Source organism: Kaustia mangrovi (assembly GCF_015482775.1).
Classification (GTDB): domain Bacteria; phylum Pseudomonadota; class Alphaproteobacteria; order Rhizobiales; family Im1; genus Kaustia; species Kaustia mangrovi.
The window spans coordinates 547,386-565,877 of the sequence record NZ_CP058214.1; the positions used below are offsets into that span (position 1 = coordinate 547,386).

The following is an 18,492-nucleotide window of genomic DNA, read 5'->3' on the forward strand; positions in this document are numbered from 1 at the left end:
AGGCCCTGCGCACCCCGAAGAGACACGTGCCATGAACGAGATTGCCCCCACCCCCTTGAAACCGAAGGACTTCGCCTCCGATCAGGAGGTGCGCTGGTGCCCCGGCTGCGGCGACTACGCGATCCTCAAGGCGATCCAGAAGACGCTCGCCGATATCGGGGCTGAGCCGGAGAACACGGTGTTCATCTCCGGCATCGGCTGCTCCTCGCGCCTGCCCTACTACATGGCGACCTACGGCTTCCATACGATCCATGGACGCGCGCCCGCCATCGCCACGGGCACCAAGCTCGCCAATCCCGAGCTCGACGTGTGGGTGATCACCGGCGACGGCGACGGCTTCTCCATCGGCGGCAACCACATGCTGCATGTGCTGCGCCGCGACGTGGACATGCAGATCCTGGTGTTCAACAACGAGGTCTACGGCCTCACCAAGGGCCAGGCCTCACCCACCTCGCGCGTCGGCATGAGAAGCCCGTCGACGCCGCTCGGCTCGCTCGACGGGCCGGTCAATCCGTGCGTCTTCGCGCTCGCCGCCGGCGCCCGCTTCGTCGCCCGCTCCGCCGACACGCTGCAGAAGCAGCTCTCGCCCCTTCTGGCGGAGGCCCAGGCCCACAAGGGCGCCTCCTTCGTGGAGATCCTGCAGAACTGCATCATCTACAATGACGGCGTGTTCAACGAGGTGACCGACAAGAAGACGGCGCCAGAGCACACGCTCATCCTCGAGCACGGCGCGCCCATGGTGTTCGGCGCGGAACGGGAGAAGGGCCTGCGCGTCAAGCCCGGCGGCTTCGGCGTCGAGGTCGTCACGCTCGGCGACGGCATCGCGGAGAGCGATCTCCTGGTGCATGACGAGACCAATCTCGACCTCGCGAACCACCTCGCAAGGCTGACGGGCCCCGATTTCCCGACGGTCCTCGGCGTGCTCTACCGGGTGCCGGGCGAAAGCTACGAGGCGCGCGTCCACGAGCAGCTCGACGCCGCACGCACGGAGGTCGAGGCCGACCCCCATGCCGATATCGACGCCCTCCTCCATGACGGCCCCGTCTGGCGAATCGACTGAAGAGGCTACGAGTTCTCTGTGTCGCGGCCGTCCGGCTCCTTTGCGACGCCCTTAAAGGGTTCGCTATCATCCTTTACGCCCATGAGCTGACCAGTTCGCTCATCTCTCTTCTGCCAGTGGCCGTCAGGGCGTTGGAACTGCGTGCGTGCCTTGACCGCACCGCGCCGATAACCTTTTCCTGTGTTTGTACCCATATTTACTCTCCAATTTTTCGCAATATACAGTGTTTTATGATGGCCCTCCATCCAAATGTGGTGGTTTCCGGTGCCGATTTCCCTCTTGCAACCGCAATTCTGGTGCGGCCTCAGACTTAGAATAAGAATCCCTCTATCGTCTGTTGACGATTGCTGCGACTTTCGCCCATACTGTTAGTGTACAAACAAATAAGGCGGAGGGATTGGGGTCCATGGCGTCATATGCGCGGCCGTCATCCATCGAGGAGACGCTCTCGCTCCTGAAGCGCGACAGCTGGCGGATCGTCGCCGGCGGCACTGACTTCTACCCCATGCAGGGCGACAAGCCGATTCGGGAAAACGTTCTCGATGTCAGTGACTTGCGCGACCTTCGCGAGATCTCGGTAGAGGGCGACCACTGGCGCATAGGCGGCCTTGCGAGCTGGACCGACGTGATCCACCACGACCTGCCGCGGGCCTTTGACGGGCTGAAGCTCGCCGCCCGCGAGGTCGGTTCGATCCAGATCCAAAATGCGGGCACCGTCGCCGGCAATCTCTGCAACGCCTCGCCCGCCGCCGACAGCGTTCCCCCGCTCCTGACGCTCGATGCGAGCGTGGAGCTCTCATCCCAGGATGGGCGGCGCACATTGCCGCTCGGTGAGTTCATCACCGGCGTCCGCCGGACCGCCATGCGGCCCGACGAGATCGTGAGTGCCGTCCTGATCCCGCGCGCCGGCGACGATGCCCCCGGTCATTTCATCAAGCTCGGCGCGCGGGTCTATCTCGTCATCTCCATCGTCATGGTGGCCGCCATCGTCGAGCCGGCGGGCGACGGCACGGTAAGCCGCGCGCGCGTCGCGGTCGGCTCCTGCTCGCCGGTCGCGCAGCGCCTTCCCGCACTGGAAGCCGCGCTGGCCGGTGTGCCCTTCGAGGCGGCGGCGCTGGCCGAGATCGTGCGGCCGGAGCATTTCTCCGTCCTCTCCCCATCGACGATGTGCGCGCATCGGCCGGCTACCGGCTCGAGGCGGCGGAGGAGATGACGCGCCGTGTCCTGAAAGCCTGCGCAGGAGGCAAGTGAGCCATGGAGGCCACCACCGTCGCATTCACGCTCAATGGCGACCGCGTCACCGTCGATGCCCCGCCGGCGGAGCGGCTGAGCAACCTCCTGCGCGAACGCCTCGGCAAGACGGGCACGAAGGTCGGCTGCGACGCCGGCGATTGCGGCGCCTGTACGGTGCTGATGGACGGCGAGCCGGTCTGCGGCTGCATGGTGCCGGCGGGCCGGCTTGACGGACGCGACGTGGTGACGGTGGAGGGCCTTGCCGCCAATGGCACGCTGAGCCGGCTTCAGCGCGCCTTCCTGCACCATGGCGCGGCGCAATGCGGTATCTGCACGCCGGGCATGCTGGTCTCCGCCGCGTCATTGCTCAGGAAGAACGAAAAGCCCACCGAGCAGCAGGTTATGGACGCGCTCGGCGGCGTGCTGTGCCGCTGCACGGGCTACCGCAAGATCGTGTCCGCCGTCATGGAGGCGCTCGATTTCGACGCGCCCTCCCCCGTCGCCGCGCGCGGCAAGGCCGTGGGCGCCGCGCTCGAACGGCTCGACGGCGAGGCGAAGGTGCGCGGCACCGATATCTTCGGCGCCGACAGCTGGCCCGACGACGCGCTGGTCGTGCGTGTCGTCCGCTCGCCGCACCACCATGCCGACTTTGCCTTCGGCGACATCGAGGCCTTCGTCGCCAACCATCCGGGTATCGAGACCGTGCTGACGGCGGCCGACATTCCCGGCGAGAACCGGTTCGGCGTCATTCCGCCCTTCGCCGAGCAGCCCGTCTTTGCGGAGAAGACGGCGCGCTTCCGTGGCGAGGCGGTCGCCGCGATCGCCGGCGAGGCCGCCGCGATGGCCGCGCTCGACCTTGACGACTTTCCCGTCACCTGGACCGAGCGGCCCGCCTATCTTCACCCTGAAGAGGCCGAGGCCGACGGCGCCGTGCCCCTCCACGCCGACCGCGAGGGCAATGTGCTGACCGGCGGCTTCGTGAAGCGCGGCGACGCGCAGGCCGGTCTCGACGAGGCCGACACGGTGGTCGAGGGCAGCTATTCCACCGGCTTCATCGAGCATGCCTATATCGAGCCCGAGGCCGGCTTCGCACGGCGCACGGGCAACCGCGTCGAGATCCATGCCTGCACCCAGGCCCCTATATGGACCGCGACGACATGGCCCGGATCATGGGGCTTGCGCCGGAGGATGTCCGCATCGTGCCGACCGCCGTCGGCGGCGGCTTCGGCTCCAAGCTCGATATCTCGCTCCAGCCCTATGTGGCGCTCGCCGCCTGGAAGACGGGCCGGCCCGCCCGCATCGTCTACACACGCGCCGACTCCATGATGTCGACGACGAAGCGCCATCCCTCGCGCATCCGTGCCCGCATCGGGGCGACGCGCGACGGGCGGATCACGGGCATGGACTTCCTCGGTACCTTCAACACCGGCGCCTATGCCTCATGGGGCCCGACGGTCGCCAACCGCGTGCCGGTCCATGCCTCCGGCCCCTATGTCATCCCCAATTACCGGGCGGAAAGCCGCGCGATCCACACCCATTGCGCGCCGTCGGGCGCTTTCCGGGGCTTCGGCGTGCCGCAATCGGCCATCGCGCAGGAAACGCTGTTCGACGAGCTCGCCGACGCCATCGGCATGGACCGGCTGGAGTTCCGCCTCAGGAACGCCCTCGACAACGGCCAGCCGACGGTCACGGGACAGGTCTTCGACAAGGGCGTCGGCATCAAGGCGTGCCTGGACGCGCTCAGGCCCCATTGGGAACGCGCCCGCCGCGAGGCGCGCGAGGCCAATGGGCGGACAAACGGGTCCGCCACGCGCCGCGGCGTGGGGCTGGCCGCGGGCTGGTACGGCTGCGGCAACACCTCGCTGCCCAACCCCTCCACCATCAAGGCGGGGCTCACGCCGGACGGCCGGGTGATGCTGCATCAGGGCGCGGTCGATATCGGCCAGGGCTCCAACACGGTCGTCGCCCAGATCTTCGCCGATGCGCTCGGCATTCCCGTCCACGACATCCGCCTCGTCGGCGGCGATACCGACATCACCCCCGATGCCGGAAAGACATCCGCCTCGCGCCAGACCTTCGTCTCCGGCAACGCCGCACGCCTTGCCGGCGAGGCGCTCAGGGCGGAGCTCCTGCGGCTCGGCAATGTCTCGTCGCAAGCCCGGATCACGCTCGACGGCGGAACGCTGGTGCTGACCGACACGAATGGCGAGCGGCGCGTCGAGCTCTCCGGACTTGCCAGCGACGCGAACGGCTATGTCGCCTGCGTGGCGGAGACCTACGACCCGCCGACCGCGCCGCTCGACGAGAACGGCCAGGGCGTGCCCTATGCCGTCTTCGGCTATGCCGCCCATATGGTGGAGCTGGAGGTGGACGAGGCGCTCGGGCGGGTGAAACTCCTCAAGCTCACCGCCGCCCACGATGTCGGCCGCGCCATCAATCCCGTGCTCGTCGAAGGCCAGGTGGAAGGCGGCGCGGCGCAGGGTGTCGGGCTCGCCCTCATGGAGGAGTTCATCCCCGGGCGCACCGACAATCTGCACGATTATCTGATCCCCACCTTCGGCGACATGCCGAAGGTCGAGACCCTGATCGTCGAGGTCGAGGACGCCCACGGCCCCTATGGCGCCAAGGGGCTCGGCGAACATACGCTGATCCCGACCGCGCCGGCGATCCTGAACGCCATCCGCGATGCCTGCGGCGTGCTCGTGCGCAATCTTCCGGCCACGCCCGACAAGGTCCGCACCGCCATCGCGGCCGCGCGAGCAGAGGACACCGAATGAGCGAGACACCCAAACCCGCAGACAAGATCCGCTGCGATGCCTGTCCGGTGATGTGCTACATCGCCGAGGGCAAGACCGGCGCCTGCGATCGCTATGCCAATGAGGGCGGAAATCTTGTCCGCGTGGACCCGTTCACCATCGTCGAGCGCGCCCGCGAGGACGGCGGCAAGCTCGTGCGCTTCATGGACAAGCCGGAGGAATGGTCCGGCGATCTGGTGCACGCCGATTCCGCCTTCATCACCGCGGTCGGCGCCGGCACGACCTATCCCGACTACAAGCCCGCCCCCTTCATCGTGTCCTCGGAACACGACGGCGTCGACATGGTGACGGTCGTGACCGAGGGCATCTTCAGCTATTGCGGCGTTAAGGTGAAGATCGACACCGACCGGCATCTGGGCGAGGAGCGCTCGGTCGTGCGATGCGAGGGCGAGGCTGTCGGCCATGTGACGACCGGCGAATACGGCTCGCAGATGCTCTCGCTCGGCGGCGTGAACCACCTGACCGGCGGCTCCAAGAAGGAAGGCCGCGTCACCTGCGACACGCTGCTCAAGCTCTCCAACTGCGAGCCGGTGGAACTGACCATCGACGAGGGCTCGACGGTCATCGTGGAGGCCGGCAAGGCGCCGATCATCGACGGCCGGCACGAGGAATATATGCGGGTCGGCTGCGGGTCGGCGACCATCGGCATGTTCGCCAAGCAATGGTTCGACCATGTGGACGACGTGGTGGTGGTCGACGACCACATCACCGGCGTCCTGTCGGAGCATCAGGCCGGGAAGGTTCTGGGCGCCAAGGATACCGGCATCAAGATCAAGGGGCGGCGCTCCACGCCCGGGCGCTACTTCCAGGTGGCCGAGCCCGGATCCGGCTGGGGCGGGACCGATATTTCCGACCCGCTCACCATCCTCGGCGACTTCAACCCAAAGATCGCCTGGCCTGGCCTGAGGCTCCTCATGGTCTCCACCACCGGCGAGCAGCATGCCTATTTCGAGCTCGACGAGGACCTTAAGCCCGTCGCCAGGGAGCTGCCCGAGGCGCTCGTCCAGTCGGTGGAGCGCATCCAGGAGAATTGCGAGCCGGCAATGTCGTCGGTGCTCTTCATGGGCGGAGCCGGCGGGTCTCTGCGCGCCGGGGTCACGGAGAACCCGGTGAAGCTCACCCGTTCGGTGAAGGACCTGCTTACCGTCGTCACCTGCGGCGGCGCGCCCGCCTATGTATGGCCCGGCGGCGGCATCACGGTAATGGTGGACGTGACACGGATGCCCGCCATGTCGTTCGGCTATGTGCCCACCCCCGCCCTCGTCGCGCCCATCGAGTTTACCATGCGGCGCGAGGACTACGAGCGGCTCGGCGGGCACATGTCGGCCATCGTGCCCATAGGCGACGCGGTGGAGCAGGCCGGCCGGCGGGTCGGCGCGCGCGAGGACAACCCCTGGCCCACCGCGACCCATCTCTATAGCTGGGCGAAGCAGAAGAAGGATCCGGCGGCGTGACGGGACCGCAGGCAGCAATGCTGGGCGACGGACGCCGGCTGCATCTCCAGCACGGCCCCATCGACCTGATCGTGGAGGCCTTCGGCGCCGATGCCGAAGTCTCGCGCGCCTATGGGCAGGCCGTGGAGCGGTTCCGCACGGTGCTGACCGGGCTCGTGGAGGAGCTGCCGCGCCTGCGCACCGCCTGCCCGCCCGAAGGCCTCGGCCTCGAGGGCCCCGTCGCCCGGCGCATGGAGGCGGCCGTCCGGCCCTTCGCGGACACGCATTTCGTAACCCCCATGGCCGCCGTCGCCGGATCGGTCGCGGAGGAGGTGCTCGCCGCGCTCGTCCGGGACCGCACCCTCAGGCGCGCCTATGTGAACAATGGCGGGGACATCGCAATTCATCTGGGCGATGGGGAGCGCTTCGAGATCGGCCTTGTCGCCGATCCGCGCCTGGCCGCGCTTGCCGGGTCGGCCCGCATTGCCGCCGCCGATCCCGTGCGCGGCATCGCCACATCGGGCCGCCACGGGCGTTCCCTATCCCTCGGCATCGCCGATGCCGTCACCGTGCTCGCGGAGCGGGCGTCCATGGCCGATACCGCCGCGACGCTCATCGCCAATGCCGTGGACCTTCCCGGCCATCCGGCCATCGCGCGCGTTCCGGCAAGCGAAATCGACCCGGATTCCGATCTCGGCGACAGGCCCGTCACAGCGGATATCGGCGCGCTTCCGCAATCCGATATCGCGACCGCCCTCGACAGGGGCGCGGCGCTGGCTGAGCACATGCGCACGCGCGGCCTCATTCATGGCGCCGCACTCATGCTCTGCGGCGAGGTGTGCCTGTGCGGCCTCGACCGCCCTTCCCTTCCCGTTCATCAATCCGAGAGGCTTGTCCATGCCTGATGTCGCGATCCGCAAGATGGCGCTCATGCTCGAGGAAATCCGCCACGAGGGCGGCCCGGCGCCGCAAACGCCGCTTCTGCGCGCCGCCTCGCTCGCCGTCATCGCCAATCCGTTCGCCGGGCGCTACGAGCCCGATATCGCCGGTTTCATGGAAGACCTGAAGCCTCTCGGCCTCGACATGGCCGACCGGCTGATCGCGGCGCTCGGCGGCGATCCGAAAAGGGTGGAAGGCTACGGCAAGGGCGCGATCGTCGGCCAGGCGGGCGAGCTGGAGCATGGCGCGCTGTGGCACGTGCCCGGCGGCTACGCCATGCGCGAGCGGCTCGGCGACGCCAAGGCCATCGTGCCCTCCACCAAGAAGGTCGGCGCGGCGGGCGCGCGTCTCGACGTGCCCATCACCCATGTCGACGCATCCTATGTGCGCAGCCATTTCGACGCGATGGAGGTCGGCCTGAACGACGCCCCGCGCGCCGACGAGATGGTGCTTGTGCTGGTCATGACGACGGGTCCCCGCATCCATGAGCGCGTGGGCGGCCTCAAGGCATCCGAGATCGAAGGAAAGGACGGGCTCAGATGACGGCGAAGATCCGCAAGATCGCTGTATTTGTCGAGGAGACCCACAAGGAGATCGGCCGCGAGATCCAGCCGCCGACGCGGCGGGCCGCGGCCGTGGCCGTGATCGAGAACCCGTTCGCCGGGCGCTATGTGGAGGACCTCGACGAACTGATGGAGATCGGCGCGGAGCTCGGCGGCCTGCTGGGCGAGCGCTGCGTCAAGGCGCTCGGCATTGAACCGGCCGCGGCCGAAAGCTACGGCAAGGCCGCCATGGTCGGCGAGAATGGCGAGCTGGAGCACGCCGCCGCCATCCTGCACCCCCGCCTTGGCGCCCCCTTGCGCAAGGCGGTGGAGAAGGGCGCGGCGCTGGTGCCCTCGTCGAAGAAGATGGGTGGCCCCGGCCAGCCGCTCGACGTGCCGCTCGGCCACAAGGACGCGGCCTATGTCCGTAGCCATTTCGACGGCATGGAGGTGCGCCTCAACGACGCGCCGCGGGCCAACGAGATCATGGTTGCCGTCGCCGTCACCGACAGCGGCCGCCCTCTGCCCCGTGTCGGCGGCCTGACGGCGGACGAGGCCAAGGGCGAGGACGGCTTGCGCTAGGACAACCGGGACTATTGGGAAGGATCGCTCTTCCGGCAACCGGGCAACGCGGCCCGATTGCCGGGCGATCCGGCGAGGGGATGCCGAATCAACCTCTGCGGACAAATAGAGGCTTGATCGCCAGAATGGCGTGCAGAAGAGTTGATCCGGTTCGAAGTGCTGGCGCACCCTGTTCCCGTCCTGATGGACGGGCAGGCCGTTCCGGCGTGTTGCGAGGGTTATTTTGGGAGGTGAGACGATGATTGCGAGACGCATGTTCATGAAAGCGGCGGGACTCGGCCTCGCTGCGGCTGCCGCGTTCGGGCCGACAGGCCTTGCGGCACAGACCATCACGGTTGGCGAGATCAACAGCTATACGCGGCTGCCGGCCTTCACGGAGCCCTACAAGAAGGGCTGGCAGCTCGCGCTGGAGCAGATCAACGAGGCCGGCGGCATCGGCGGCAAGACGCTGGAGGTCATCAGCCGCGACGATGGCGGCGAGCCCGGCAATGCCGTCAAGATCGCCGAGGAGCTCGTCACGCGGGACGAAGTGGTGATGCTCGCCGGCGGCTTCTTCTCCAATGTCGGGCTGGCGCTCGCAGACTATGCCAAGCAGCGCAAGGTCCTGTTCCTGGCCAGCGAACCCCTGACCGACGCGCTCGTCTGGTCGAAGGGCAACCGCTATACCTTCCGCCTGCGCCCGTCGACCTACATGCAGGCGGCCATGCTCGCGGAGAAGGCCGGCGAGCTCGACGCGACCAAATGGGCGACCATCTCGCCCAACTACGCCTATGGCAAGGACGCCGTCACCGCCTTCAAGGAGGTGCTGAAGGAGCGCAAGGCCGATGTCGAGTTCGTCGAGGAGCAGTGGCCGCCGCTGTTCAAGATCGATGCCGGCTCCACCGCACGCGCGCTGGAGGCCGCCAAGCCGGACGCGATCTACAATGTGACCTTCGGCCCCGACCTCGCCAAGTTCGTGCGCGAGGGCGAGCTGCGCGGCCTGTTCGAGGGCCGCGAGGTGGTGAGCCTGCTGTCCGGCGAGCCGGAATATCTCGACCCGCTCGGGGCGGAGGCGCCGGAAGGCTGGATCGTCACCGGCTATCCCTGGTACGCGCTTAAGGACGAGGGCAACAAGGCCTTCATCGACGCCTACCGCGAGAAGTGGGGCGAACCGCCCATGACCGGCTCGCTCGTCGGCTACAACATGATGATGTCCATCGCCACCCTGCTGCGCCAGGCGGACTCGACAGACACGGAGACGCTGGTCGACACGCTGGAGGGCCTCGATGTCGAGACGCCCCAGGGCGTGATCACCTACCGCAAGGCGGACCATCAGTCGACCATGGGCGCCTGGGTCGGCCGCACCGCCTTGAAGGACGGCAAGGGCATCATGGTGGACTGGTACTACGCCGACGGCGCGGACTACCTGCCGAGCCCGGAAGAGGCCGCGAAGATGCGCCCGGCGGAGTGACCGCTGTCAAACTGGCGCCATTGCGCAAAGCCCGCATCGGGATCCCGGGACGTGCTCCCGGGATCCAATGGCGGCTCGACGCAACGAGGCGCTACCGACCCACGCAACGTGGCCCTTTCCTTCTCGCCATTTCCGCGACAGCAGGACTCCATTGCCGCACGATGCGCCATGAATCCCCGCTTTCGCAGGGACGACGAGTGGACACCAGGGGATGACGAGTGGGCACTGAAAAAGGCTAGGGAGAGGGTCGAGCGCCCATGGGGTTCTATTTCGCTCAGTTGCTGACAGGGCTCGCCAGCGCATCGTCGCTGTTTCTGGTGGCGTGCGGCCTGTCGATCATCTTCGGCGTGACGCGCATCGTGAATTTCGCGCACGGCTCCTTCTTCATGCTGGGAGCCTATCTCGCCTATACCTTCATGGCCGTCCTGCCACACGGCATTCTGGGCTTCTGGGGTTCGGTGGCCGTCGCGGCGCTCGCCGTCGGCGCCATCGGCTCGCTGATCGAGATCGTAGTGCTCCGGCGCATCTACGGCGCGCCGGAGCTCTTCCAGCTCGTGGCGACCTTCGGTATCGTGCTCATCGTGCAGGACGCCACCTTGTGGATCTGGGGCCCGGAGGACCTGCTCGGCCCCCGCGCGCCGGGGCTCGACAGCGCAGTGCGCATCTTCGGCGAGCCGATCCCCGAATACGACCTCGCGCTCATCGTCATCGGCCCGCTGGTGCTCGCCGCTGTCTGGCTCATCTTCCACCGGACGCGCTGGGGCGTGCTGGTGCGCGCCGCGACGCGCGACCGCGAGATGGTCGGCGCGCTCGGCGTCAACCAGTCCTGGCTGTTCACCAGCGTGTTCTTCCTCGGCTCCGCGCTGGCCGGTCTCGGCGGCGCGCTGCAGGTGCCGCGCGAGGCGGTCAGCCTGCTCATGGACCTGAACGTCATCGCGGAGGCCTTCGTGGTGGTCGTCATCGGCGGCATGGGCAGCGTCGTCGGCGCCTTCGTGGCCGCGGTGCTCATCGGCGAGCTGAACGCCTTCGGCATCCTCATCTTCCCGCAGATCACCATCGTGCTCGCCTTCCTCGTCATGGCGGTCGTTCTGGTACTGCGCCCCTGGGGCCTGTTCGGCCGGCCGGAGCCCACAGGCCATACTGGCACCGTGCCGGAAGCCCCCTTCGTGCTGCTTACCGCGCCGCAGCGGCTGGCCTATCTCGCGGTCCTTGCGGTTCTCGCCGCCCTGCCCTTCTTCGCCGACGCCTTCACGCTGGTGCTGCTCGTCGACATCTTCGTCTTCGCGCTCTTTGCCGCGAGCCTCCATTTCATCATGGGGCCCGCCGGCATGATCTCCTTCGGGCATGCCGCCTATTTCGGGCTCGGCGCCTATGGCGCGGCGCTGGCGGTGAAATATCTCGCCGCCTCCATGGAGGTCGGCCTGTTCCTGGCACCGGCCGCCGCGGCGCTGGGCGCGCTCGTCTTCGGCTGGTTCTGCGTGCGCCTCTCCGGCGTCTATCTCGCCATGCTGACGCTGGCGGCCGCCCAGATCGTCTGGTCCATCGCCTTCCAGTGGACCGAGGTGACCGGCGGCGACGACGGCATACTGGGCGTCTGGCCGTCTGACTGGGCGTCCTCCAAGACAGCCTACTACTATCTGGCCCTCGTTCTGTCGGCCGGCGGCATCGCGCTTCTGCGCCACATCATCCACGCCCCGTTCGGCTATACGCTGCGGGGTGGGCGCGATTCGCCGCTGCGCACCGAATCGATCGGCATCAACCTCAACCGCCACCAGTGGATGGGCTTCGTGATCGCAGGCGCCTTCGCGGGCCTCGCAGGGGGCATATTCGTGTTCTCCAAGGGCTCGATCTTCCCCGACGAGCTCGCCATTCCGCGCTCCGTCGACGGGCTCATCATGGTGCTGCTCGGCGGCGTCCAGACCCTCGTCGGACCGGTGGTCGGCGCGGCCGCCTTCACCCTGATCGAGGACTGGGTATCGAGGCTCGACTACTGGCGGCTCATCCTCGGCCTCATCATCCTGTTCATCGTCATCCTCGCACCGGAAGGCATAGCCGGCGGCGCCGCGCGCATCGCCACACGACTGGGTGCCCGGAAGAAGGAGGCCGCGTGATGGCGCTTCTCGACGTGCGCGCGCTGTCGAAATCCTTCGGCGGCATCGAGGCGGTCAAATCCGTCACCTTCGGCCTGGAGAAGGGCGAGCTGCTCGCACTGATCGGTCCGAACGGCGCGGGCAAGACGACCTGCTTCAACATGCTGAACGGCCAGCTCCGCCCCAATTCCGGCTCCGTCCGCTTCGAGGGCCGAGAGCTCGTCGGGCTGAAACCCCGGCAGATCTGGCGGCTGGGGGTCGGGCGCACCTTCCAGATCACCGCGACCTTCCCGTCCATGACGGTGCGGGAGAATGTGCAGATGGCGCTCATCTCGCACCATCGCCGGACCTTCTCGCTCGTCTCGCGCGCGGTGTCGCTCTATGCCGACGAGGCGCAGGCACTGCTGGAGCGCATCGGCATGGGCGACCAGGCCGGGCGCGCCTGCGCGGAGCTCGCCTATGGCGACCTGAAGCGGCTGGAGCTCGCCATCGCGCTCGCCAACGAGCCGCGCATCCTGCTCATGGACGAGCCGACGGCCGGCATGGCGCCGCAGGAGCGCATCGAGCTGATGGCGCTGGCCGCCGACATCGTGCGCGAACGCGGCGTGAGCATCCTGTTCACCGAGCACGACATGGATGTCGTCTTCGGCCAGGCCCACCGCATCCTCGTGCTCAATCGCGGCGAGCTGCTCGCGGAGGGAACGCCCGACGAGATCCGCGCCAACGAGGCGGTCCAGGAGGTCTATCTCGGCGGCGGAACGACCTATGGCGCGACGGAGACCCCGACCCATGCTTGACGTCAACGGCCTCAACACCTTCTACGGACGCGCGCATATCCTGCACGACGTGTCCCTGTCGGTCTCGCGCGGCGAGGTGATCGCGCTGCTGGGCCGCAACGGCGCCGGCAAGTCGACCACCATGAAGACCGTCATGGGTCTCGTGCGCCCGCAATCGGGCACGGTCCGCTTCCGCGACACCGCGCTTCAGAACCGGCCGGCCTTCGCCGTGTGCCGCGAGGGGATCGGCTATGTGCCGGAGGAACGGCGCATCTTCGCCGACCTCACCGTCCTGGAGAATCTCGAGGTCGGCCGCCGCCCGCCGCGCGACGACGCCCCGCAATGGAGCGAAGAGAAGCTCTTCGCCCTGTTCCCCAATCTCGCGGAGCGGCGGCACAATCTCGGCGGCCATATGAGCGGCGGCGAGCAGCAGATGCTGACCATCGCGCGGACCCTCATGGGCAATCCCCTGATGATCCTGCTCGACGAGCCGTCGGAAGGTATCGCGCCGGTGATCGTGGAGCAGATGGCCAAGACCATCATGGCGCTGAAATCGGAGGGGCTGACGGTTCTCCTGTCGGAGCAGAACCTCCATTTCGCCCGCGCCGTCGCCGACCGCGCCTACATTATCGAGAAGGGCACGATCCGGTATGATGGCACCATGTCGGAACTGGAAGCCCATCCCGAGGTGCGGGAGAAATATCTCGCATTGTGAAGGGCTTTCCCTCATCGCCCGGAATGGTTTATCAAGCGGCGAACATTCAACCTCCGGAGCCCGTCTTCATGGATTACGTGCTTGAGGAGCAGGCCGGTTTCCTGCTCCGCCAGGTCAATCAGCGCCACACCGTGATCTTCGCGGAACTGATGCCCGACGGGCTCACGCCCACCCAGTTCTCCGCCATGGTCAAGCTCTACGAGATCGGGCCGTGCTCGCAGAACCATCTCGGCCGGCTCACCGCCATGGACGCGGCCACAATCAAGGGCGTCATCAGCCGGCTGCGCGAGCGCGGCTTCGCTCGCACCACGCCCGACGAGACCGACAAGCGCCGCCTGCTCGTCACGCTCACCCCGGAGGGCGAGGCCGCCATCGAGACCGCCCTGCCCCGCGCGCGCGAGATCACCGAGCGCACCCTCGCCCCGCTCTCGCCGGGCGAGCGGAACACCTTCCTGTCGCTCCTGAAGAAATTGCGCTAGGTCGCCACCGTTCGGCGCGTGAATGGCTGAATCGGTGCTGGCCCGCTCCCTCAGCCGGCGCGGCTCTTGCCATTGCCGGCCGGCGTGTCGCCATTGCCGATATATTTGGCCCAGAACACCGGATAGCGATGCTTCATCCAGGCGCCGAGCCGCACGACCATGCGCCGGCGCCAGCGCCGCACCCTGGGGATGTCGAAGGACAGGACGATGAGCCCGAGCGGCAGCATCCAGAACCCGACCACCGGCAGGAAGCCCAGCAACCCGCCGATCACAAGCAGGACGCCCAGAACGAGCCGTGCGAGGCGGCTTGCCGGAAGCGGGACTGATCTGCCATTGAACTGAATCTGGGCCATGGGCGTCACGTACTCACTGCACCCGCCGACGGCAAGCCCTTTCTCGCCGCACGCCGATGCGATCATTTTTCCGTCATGGAGATGCAAAGCAGGGCTTGGCATACCCCACATGGCTTTGCTATATGCACTGCCACCGGCGCAGTGAAAGATTTGCGCCGATGACCGCTGATCCCCGGTAGCTCAGTTGGTAGAGCAAGCGGCTGTTAACCGCTGGGTCGCTGGTTCGAGTCCGGCCCGGGGAGCCAATTAGATCAAGGGCTTGGGCAAATCTGCCTGAGCCCTTTTTCTTTGCCTCGCGATCCATGGAAACGATTTGGCAACGCTTGCCGGATTCCGCTGCCACGGACGAAAAGGCCCGCCCCGGCGACTGGAGCGGGCGATGCTGTGTCGAGTCTCGATCAGACACCGCTATGCAGGTGACTGTCAGGCCAGCCCCTTGCGCAGAGCTTTGGTCGATTGCGCCCTGTGACTGCCGCGCGGCTGTACCGGACGAGACGCCTGAGCATCTAGCGGCCGAGATTCTCGATAGCCGAAACCACCATGCCGGTGCCGACGGCGATCATGAGAATATCGGACGCCACGCGCACATAGCGATAGCCGGGGGCCAGCGGGGCCAACTGCCTGAGGAGCGCCGGCTCCAGATCGTAAAAAGTCACATCGCGCGGCAGCGGCTGTCCGATGGTCCACCGCCTGACCTGGCCGGGCGGCATGCAGCCATTGTGTTTCTTCGCAAGGCCTGGCGGGCATCGTCCGTGTTCGAAAAGGCCCGCGAAGTAATCGCGGACCGCCACCCGGTCATTGTTGCCGAAACCGGGCTTGGCGGATGGCTGGCCGCCTTGTTTCGCACCGTGCCCCCGGCTCTGGCTCTGGCTCTGGCTCTGGCCCTTGCCCTGTCCTTGACCCTGTTTGTGGCCCTGGGGTTTCTTCCGGCCGCGCTTCTGACTGTTGCCCTTGCCGTGCCCCTGACCCTGGCCTTGCGCGATCTTGAAGCCCCCCGGAGGCGCTCCGAGGGCCGGCACGCTTGCCGCAACCGGAATGGCCACCGCGAGAGCCACGGCCAGAGCCGCGGCGGGCAGCAGACCGGAACCGGGCAAGCGGACGATGACCGCGTGACGATGGATGTTCGTCATGTCAGGGTCCTTGTCGTCATGGGCAAGGGAAAGCATCACGCAAATATCCTACGGGGCTGATTCTGGCGACAGAAGGGCGATGAACGCAATCTGCCGCAACCACCGAGGAAATTGAGGGTGCCTGCATCGTCGATGTCGACGGACTGGTCGAGAACCAGCCCCGGGGAGCCAATTCAGACAAAGGCCTTGGCGAGCGCTCGCCAGGGCCTTTGTTCTTTGGCGTAACGCGTGCCCCTCCTAGAAATCGAACAGCTCGCTCAGGAAGGATTCCTTTTTCTTCTTCCTGTAAGGCTTGTGGCCCCTGTCATGGTCGGCGCGCGGCGGCGGGGACTGGTCGCGCGCGGGCTGGGAGGGCTCCGGAGCGGCGCGCTCGACGATCTTGTCGAGCTCGCCCCGGTCGAGCCAGACGCCGCGGCATTTCGGGCAATAGTCGATCTCCACGCCGTTGCGTTCGGCCATGACGAGGGTTTCGTCGTCGACTGGACATTTCATGGTCGATGATCTCCTTGGGCTTTGCCGTTCGAATGCCGTCCACACGGACCCGGATATGGGGCCGCCACACGGTCATGCAACCGGCCCCATGGGATCAGACGGGGATCGGACGTGGATCAGACGTCGCGGTCGAGCGCGAAGAAGGAGACGGGCGTGAGAATCTTGTTGTCCTGCGAGACGAGATACCCGGCTTCCGCGCTCTTGTGCAGATAGGCCTGCCACTGGGGGTCGGCCTGGAGCGCGGCGCGGCGCTGCTCGCGGTCCGCCGCATTGCGGTAGATCCAGATATGGACATAGGAGTTGACGTTGCCCGTATCGGTCGCGGCATAGAGGAGCGGCGCGCCGAGATGTTTCTTCTGAACCTCGAAACCGTGTGTCTCGTAGAGCTTCAGGTGCTTCTTGATGGTGCCGGGACGGCAGACATAGGTGCGGTGATCGAAGATCATCGGGCGTCTCCTCGGGACATTTCGCAAGGCCTGGATACGGACCGCCGGGCGGCGGCGCCTTTTCCATAACACGACAAAGGAGCGCCACGGGCAGGCAATCCCGCCGTGCGGATGTTGCGGGGGGCTTGCGCTTCGCCTATTACCGACGCGGACACCTGACCGCAGCTTCCGGGGAGGAAAACGGATATGGCAGCGCAAACCCGTCACGGCGGGCAGATTCTCGTCGACCAGTTGAAGATCCAGGGCGTCGAACGCGTCTTCTGCATTCCCGGCGAGAGCTATCTCGCCGCCCTCGACGGCCTCTACCGGTCGGGCATCGAGACCATCGTCTGCCGCCAGGAGGGCGGCGCCGCCATGATGGCGGAGGCCGACGGCAAGCTGACCGGGCGGCCGGGCATCGCCTTCGTCACGCGCGGCCCCGGCGCGACCAACGCCTCGTCCGGCGTCCATGTCGCGTTTCAGGATTCGACGCCGATGATCCTCTTCGTCGGCCAGGTCGCCCGCTCCCAGCGCGACCGCGAGGCCTTCCAGGAGGTCGACTACCGCCAGATGTACGGCCCCCTCGCCAAGTGGGTCGCCGAGATCGACGACATTGCGCGGCTGCCGGAATATGTCAGCCACGCCTTCCATGTCGCGACCTCGGGCCGGCCGGGCCCCGTGGTGCTCGCCCTGCCGGAGGACATGCTGTCCGCCAGCGCAGCGGTGGAGGATGCCCGTCCCGCAACCCCGGTCGACAATGGCGCGCCGGGCGATGCCGCCCAGCGTATCGCGGAGCTTCTGGAGCGCGCGAGCCGTCCCTTCGTGATCGTCGGCGGCGGCCTGTGGTCGGCCGACACCGCGCACGACATGGCGCGCTTTGCAGAAGGCTACGACCTGCCCGTCGGGGCCTCCTTCCGCTGCCAGGACTATCTCGACAACCGGCACCCGAACTATGTCGGCGATGTCGGCATCGGCATCAATCCGGCCCTTGCGGAGCGGGTGCGCGAGGCCGACCTGCTGCTCGTGCTCGGCGCCCGTCTCGGCGAGATGACGACGAGCGGCTATTCTCTGGTCGGCATTCCGAACCCGACGCAGACGCTCGTCCATGTGCACCCGGACGCGAACGAGCTCGGCCGCGTCTACCGGCCGGATCTCGCCATCGCCTGCGCGCCGCCGTCCCTGATCGCGCAGCTCGCCGCCCTGCCCGGCCTGACCGATCCCGTCTGGTCGGACATGACGCGCCAGGCGCGCGCCGACTACGAGGCCTGGCAGGAGCCGCAGGAGACGCCCGGCGACGTGAAGCTGGAAGAGGTGGTGAAGCACCTCAGCACCGTGCTGCCGGACGATGCCATCGTCACCAACGGGGCCGGCAACTATTCGGCCTGGCTCCACCGCTATTTCCGCTACAAGCTCTGGCGCACCCAGCTTGCCCCGACCTCCGGCTCGATGGGCTACGGCCTGCCCGCCTCGGTCGCCGCCAAGCTGCGCCACCCCGACCGCACGGTGGTCTGCCTCGCCGGCGACGGCTGCCTGCAGATGACGCTCCAGGAAATCGGCACGGCCGCCCAGTATGGCGCCAATATCGTCGTCGTCGTCGCCAATAACAGCATGTACGGCACGATCCGCATGCATCAGGAGCGCCATTATCCGGGCCGTGTCAGCGGGACGGACATGGTGAACCCCGATTTCGCCGCGCTCATGCGCTCCTATGGCGGATATGGCGCGACGGTGGAGCGCACCGAGGATTTCGCGGACGCCTTCGAGGCCGCGGCGAATGCGGGCCGCCCGGCGCTCATCGAGCTCAAGATCGACCGCCGCGCGCTCTCGCCGAAGCTGCAGCTGCACGAAGAGGCATAGATCGGCCGGTCCGATCTCGTCCGCGATGCAGGATAGGCATGATGCGGGCGCCCTTGTCCGGGCGCCCGCACATTGTCAGCCGGGACCGGGGGCGATTGCACCCATCTCCACGATCCGCAA

At 67.2% G+C, this 18,492-nt stretch carries 16 protein-coding genes, 1 tRNA gene and 1 pseudogene; 14 read left to right on the forward strand and 4 right to left on the reverse strand.

Annotated elements, in window-relative coordinates; all coding sequences use genetic code 11:
• The first annotated feature begins 31 nt into the window (after positions 1–31).
• From HW532_RS02565 to HW532_RS02620, 12 genes and pseudogenes are all read left to right on the forward strand, one after another.
• The gene (locus HW532_RS02565; protein WP_213162922.1) at positions 32–1,060 is read left to right on the forward strand and encodes a 2-oxoacid:ferredoxin oxidoreductase subunit beta; all 1,029 of its coding nucleotides are present in this window, start codon (positions 32–34) and stop codon (positions 1,058–1,060) included.
• Positions 1,061–1,466: 406 nt separating this feature from the next.
• Positions 1,467–2,273: an FAD binding domain-containing protein gene (locus HW532_RS02570; RefSeq protein ID WP_246479461.1), complete on the forward strand. Its 807-nt coding sequence runs from the start codon at positions 1,467–1,469 to the stop codon at positions 2,271–2,273.
• 61 nt (positions 2,274–2,334) lie between these two features.
• A pseudogene (locus HW532_RS02575) lies at positions 2,335–5,067 on the forward strand (2Fe-2S iron-sulfur cluster-binding protein); the annotation flags it as partial.
• A complete protein-coding gene (locus HW532_RS02580) occupies positions 5,067–6,563 on the forward strand; it encodes a 6-hydroxynicotinate reductase (protein ID WP_213162923.1) in 1,497 nt (498 codons plus the stop codon). The pseudogene HW532_RS02575 and the gene HW532_RS02580, both read left to right, overlap by 1 nt.
• Positions 6,560–7,447 carry a UPF0280 family protein gene (locus HW532_RS02585; protein WP_213162924.1) on the forward strand — a complete coding sequence of 296 codons (888 nt, stop codon included), beginning with the start codon at positions 6,560–6,562 and terminating at the stop codon, positions 7,445–7,447. Before HW532_RS02580 ends, HW532_RS02585 begins: the two co-directional genes overlap by 4 nt.
• Positions 7,440–8,024 carry an amino acid synthesis family protein gene (locus tag HW532_RS02590; RefSeq protein WP_213162925.1) on the forward strand — a complete coding sequence of 195 codons (585 nt, stop codon included), beginning with the start codon at positions 7,440–7,442 and terminating at the stop codon, positions 8,022–8,024. The genes HW532_RS02585 and HW532_RS02590 overlap by 8 nt, the downstream gene beginning before the upstream one ends.
• Positions 8,021–8,605: an amino acid synthesis family protein gene (locus HW532_RS02595; protein ID WP_213162926.1), complete on the forward strand. Its 585-nt coding sequence runs from the start codon at positions 8,021–8,023 to the stop codon at positions 8,603–8,605. Before HW532_RS02590 ends, HW532_RS02595 begins: the two co-directional genes overlap by 4 nt.
• Before the next feature lie 238 nt (positions 8,606–8,843).
• Positions 8,844–10,055: an ABC transporter substrate-binding protein gene (locus HW532_RS02600; RefSeq protein WP_213162927.1), complete on the forward strand. Its 1,212-nt coding sequence runs from the start codon at positions 8,844–8,846 to the stop codon at positions 10,053–10,055.
• A gap of 257 nt (positions 10,056–10,312) precedes the next feature.
• The gene (locus HW532_RS02605; RefSeq protein ID WP_213162928.1) at positions 10,313–12,166 is read left to right on the forward strand and encodes an ABC transporter permease; all 1,854 of its coding nucleotides are present in this window, start codon (positions 10,313–10,315) and stop codon (positions 12,164–12,166) included.
• A complete protein-coding gene (locus HW532_RS02610; protein ID WP_213162929.1) occupies positions 12,166–12,942 on the forward strand; it encodes an ABC transporter ATP-binding protein in 777 nt (258 codons plus the stop codon). The genes HW532_RS02605 and HW532_RS02610 overlap by 1 nt, the downstream gene beginning before the upstream one ends.
• Positions 12,935–13,636, forward strand: coding sequence for an ABC transporter ATP-binding protein (locus HW532_RS02615; protein WP_213162930.1), 702 nt, complete (start codon positions 12,935–12,937; stop codon positions 13,634–13,636). The genes HW532_RS02610 and HW532_RS02615 overlap by 8 nt, the downstream gene beginning before the upstream one ends.
• A gap of 68 nt (positions 13,637–13,704) precedes the next feature.
• The gene (locus tag HW532_RS02620; RefSeq protein WP_246479463.1) at positions 13,705–14,115 is read left to right on the forward strand and encodes a MarR family winged helix-turn-helix transcriptional regulator; all 411 of its coding nucleotides are present in this window, start codon (positions 13,705–13,707) and stop codon (positions 14,113–14,115) included.
• Between the two features lie 50 nt (positions 14,116–14,165).
• Here HW532_RS02620 and HW532_RS02625 read toward each other — a convergent pair whose 3' ends face one another.
• Complete coding sequence (locus HW532_RS02625) at positions 14,166–14,468, reverse strand: hypothetical protein (RefSeq protein WP_246479465.1); 303 nt, start codon at positions 14,466–14,468, stop codon at positions 14,166–14,168.
• 169 nt (positions 14,469–14,637) lie between these two features.
• Here HW532_RS02625 and HW532_RS02630 point away from each other — a divergent pair.
• A tRNA-Asn gene (locus HW532_RS02630) sits at positions 14,638–14,713 on the forward strand.
• Between the two features lie 261 nt (positions 14,714–14,974).
• Here HW532_RS02630 and HW532_RS02635 read toward each other — a convergent pair.
• The 3 genes from HW532_RS02635 to HW532_RS02645 all read right to left on the reverse strand — a co-directional run bounded on the left by HW532_RS02635 (position 14,975) and on the right by HW532_RS02645 (position 16,536).
• Positions 14,975–15,634 (reverse strand): hypothetical protein, encoded by a 660-nt coding sequence (locus HW532_RS02635; RefSeq protein ID WP_213162932.1) that lies wholly within the window; start codon positions 15,632–15,634, stop codon positions 14,975–14,977.
• A gap of 201 nt (positions 15,635–15,835) precedes the next feature.
• The gene (locus HW532_RS02640) at positions 15,836–16,090 is read right to left on the reverse strand and encodes a TFIIB-type zinc ribbon-containing protein (protein ID WP_213162933.1); all 255 of its coding nucleotides are present in this window, start codon (positions 16,088–16,090) and stop codon (positions 15,836–15,838) included.
• A gap of 116 nt (positions 16,091–16,206) precedes the next feature.
• Complete coding sequence (locus tag HW532_RS02645) at positions 16,207–16,536, reverse strand: NIPSNAP family protein (protein ID WP_213162934.1); 330 nt, start codon at positions 16,534–16,536, stop codon at positions 16,207–16,209.
• Between the two features lie 186 nt (positions 16,537–16,722).
• Between HW532_RS02645 and HW532_RS02650 the strand changes: the two genes are divergently transcribed.
• Entirely contained in the window at positions 16,723–18,372 is a 1,650-nt protein-coding gene (locus HW532_RS02650) for a thiamine pyrophosphate-binding protein (protein WP_213162935.1), read from the forward strand.
• Positions 18,373–18,492 lie beyond the last annotated feature (120 nt).